This window comes from Geotalea toluenoxydans JCM 15764, from assembly GCF_001311985.1.
Taxonomy (GTDB): Bacteria; Desulfobacterota; Desulfuromonadia; order Geobacterales; family Geobacteraceae; genus Geotalea; species Geotalea toluenoxydans.
The window spans coordinates 1-2,887 of the sequence record NZ_BBCJ01000063.1; the positions used below are offsets into that span (position 1 = coordinate 1).

General features: G+C 62.2%; 4 protein-coding genes and 2 pseudogenes. All 6 read left to right on the forward strand.

Annotation, left to right across the window (positions count from 1 at the left end; translation table 11 throughout):
- Nucleotides 1-511: hypothetical protein (locus JCM15764_RS20660; protein ID WP_243689552.1), on the forward strand; the 511-nt coding region annotated here is incomplete at its 5' end.
- Between the two features lie 178 nt (nucleotides 512-689).
- A pseudogene (locus JCM15764_RS20665) lies at nucleotides 690-1,082 on the forward strand (hypothetical protein); the annotation flags it as partial.
- Between the two features lie 125 nt (nucleotides 1,083-1,207).
- Nucleotides 1,208-1,669: a hypothetical protein gene (locus JCM15764_RS20670; protein ID WP_054698806.1), complete on the forward strand. Its 462-nt coding sequence runs from the start codon at nucleotides 1,208-1,210 to the stop codon at nucleotides 1,667-1,669.
- Entirely contained in the window at nucleotides 1,633-1,803 is a 171-nt protein-coding gene (locus JCM15764_RS25635) for a PEP-utilizing enzyme (RefSeq protein WP_243689553.1), read from the forward strand. Before JCM15764_RS20670 ends, JCM15764_RS25635 begins: the two co-directional genes overlap by 37 nt.
- A 229-nt stretch (nucleotides 1,804-2,032) precedes the next feature.
- A pseudogene (locus JCM15764_RS27465) lies at nucleotides 2,033-2,524 on the forward strand (DUF3419 family protein); the annotation flags it as partial.
- 53 nt (nucleotides 2,525-2,577) lie between these two features.
- Nucleotides 2,578-2,887 (forward strand): DUF3419 family protein (locus JCM15764_RS27470; RefSeq protein WP_279384602.1); only part of this gene is annotated, 310 nt, incomplete at its 3' end.

The following is a 2,887-nucleotide window of genomic DNA, read 5'->3' on the forward strand; positions in this document are numbered from 1 at the left end:
GGACAGACTGTACCTGCTGCAATCCCGGCCCATCACCTCCCTGGCCACCTTGCCCGATCCCGACGGCGGCCTCAACATCTGGGACAACAGCAATATTGTCGAGAGCTACGGCGGCGTCACCACCCCCCTCACCTTCTCCTTTGCCCGCCATATCTATGAAGGGGTTTACCGCCAGTTCTGCCGCATCATGGCGGTTCCCGCTGACGCCATTGCAGCCAATGAGCGCATTTTCCCGCGCATGCTCGGCCTGGTTCGCGGCAGGGTCTACTACAACCTGCTCAACTGGTATCGCCTGCTGGCCATGCTGCCCGGCTTCACCTCCAACCGCCGTTTCATGGAACAGATGATGGGGCTAAGGAGGGCATTCCCGAGCATATCCTGGCCGAAACGGTGGCGGTCTACCGGGTCGGCCCCTGGCGCGACCGTTTCAATCTGGCCCGCAGCCTGGCCGGCCTCGTCTTCAATCATTACCGGACGGGGGCTAACAACAGCCGCTTTTTCCAACGTCTGAACAAAGCGCTGTCAACGCCAAGTCCGGAGCTGGAAATGCAGCGCCCCGACGAACTGGTCGGCCACTACCGCATGCTGGAGGCGCAACTGCTGACCCGCTGGGATGCCCCCCTGGTGAATGATTTTTTTGCCATGGTCTTTTTCGGCCTGCTGCGGAAGACAGCCGCTCCTGGTGCGGCGACACCAACGAAACCTTGCAGAATGACCTGCTTACCGGCGAAGGTGGCATCATCAGTGCCGAACCGGCCAGGCGGGTGCGGGAAATGGCCGAGATCGCAGCAGAGGACGAGGAACTGGCCGAGCTGCTTGCTTCTGCCGATGTCACGGCTGTTGAGGAAGCTTTGGCTGCCCATCCCCGTTTGGGCCCCCTTTATGGGGCATATCTGGCGAAGTTCAGCGACCGCTGCCTGGACGAATTGAAGCTGGAGAGCGCCACCCTGGAAGACGATCCCACGCCGCTGCAACGATCCATCGGCGAGTTTGCCCGCCGCATCCGCGCCGGCAAGGCGGGTCAGGCAATGGATGAATCTGCCTCCGGCTGGCGGCAGAGGAGCGGGTACGCCTTGCCCTGAGAGGCAGTCCGGGCAAAAGAATTGTTTTTCGCTGGATTCTGCACCACACCCGCCTTCGGGTACGGGATCGGGAAAACCTCCGCTTCGAGCGCACCCGGCTCTTTGGCCGCGTCCGGCGCATCTTCGTGGAACTGGGCAAACGCTTTCAAGCGGATGGCCTGCTGGATGATGCCCGCGATATCTTTTGGCTGGAGAAGGACGAGATCTTCGGTTTTGTGGAAGGGACCGCCGCCAGCACCGATCTGCGCGGCATGGTCGCCCTGCGCCGGGCGGAATTCCAACACTGGCAAGCAATGGAGCCCCCTGCCGACCGTTTTGAAACCCGCGGCATGGTCAGTCACAATCAGTCCTGCCGGTCAACGGCCGCGCCCCAAGCCGTACCCGATGGCGACAGCCTGAAGGGGATCGGCTGCTGCCCCGGCGTGGTACGGGGAACAGTGAGAGTGATTACCGATCCGCGCGGTGCAGTCATCCGCCAGGGAGAAATCCTGGTGGCCGAGCGAACCGATCCGGGCTGGATCATGCTTTTCCCGCCTGCGCCGGCCTGCTGGTGGAACGGGGCAGCCTGCTCTCCCACTCGGCCATAGTGGCCCGCGAGATGGGTATTCCGGCGGTTGTCTCCCTCAGCGGCCTGACCGCTTGGCTGGCCAGCGGCGATCAGGTGGAAATGGATGGGGCCAGCGGCGTGGTGCGAAAGCTATCTAGTGTCCCGAACGGTTAATTCATTCCTTATAATTCCGGGTCTTTTGGCCCCTGGCTGCGTTGTGGCTCCTCGGCTTAGGCCTGCTAGGCCTGCGTCGCCACGCCTTGCCAGGAACCAAAATCCCTCAGAATTGTTGCGGGGAACTAACCGCACGGAACACTAGCACCTGATTGCAAGGGAGCAGATATCCTTAAGTCATTGACCGTGGAAGAGATTGAATATCAGCCAGTTTCCAGGAGTACCACCCATGCAGAGTGAAGCCGCCAGCCACGCAGAATTCTCAGCCATCCGCTACGCCCAGTGCTGGGAGGATGCCGATATTCTCCTGGAAGGGCTGGAGATCAAGGCCGGTGACACCTGCCTTTCCATCGCTTCGGCCGGGGACAACACCCTGGCCATGCTGGCCAAAGGGGCCGGAAGGGTCATCGCCCTGGATCTCAACCCGGCCCAGCTGGCCTGTCTGGAGCTGCGGGTTGCCGCCTATCGGGAACTTTCCCATGGGGAACTGCTGGAGCTGATCGGCTCGCGGCAGAGTACACGGCGCAGCGACCTCTACCGACGCTGTCGACCACTGCTTGCCCCAGACAACCGCGCCTTCTGGGATGCCCACCCCCGCCAGGTGGAAGCCGGTATCGGCGGGGCCGGCAAATTCGAACGCTACTTTGCCCTGTTCCGTGGGCGAATCATGCCCCTGGTCCATTCCCGGAACACCATTCAACAGCTATTGGCAGGCGGCACGGCGGCAGAACGTGAAGTTTCTACCGGCAACACTGGGATACCTGGCGCTGGCGGCTGCTCTTCCATGTCTTCTTCTCCCGCTTCGTCATGGGCAGGTTGGGGCGCGACCCCAGTTTCTTCCGCTATGTGCAGGGGAGTGTGGCCGACCGCATCCTGGCCCGCACCCGTCACGCCCTGACCGTCCTCAACCCGGCGGATAATCCCTACCTGCAATGGATCCTGACCGGCCGCCACACCAGCGCGCTCCCCTTCGCCCTGCGCCCGGAAAATTTTGAGGCAATCCGCGCCAATCTGGACCGTCTGGAGTGGCACTGTCTGCCCCTGGAAGAATTCCTGGAGCCAGGAAGCGCAGGTTCCATCGATC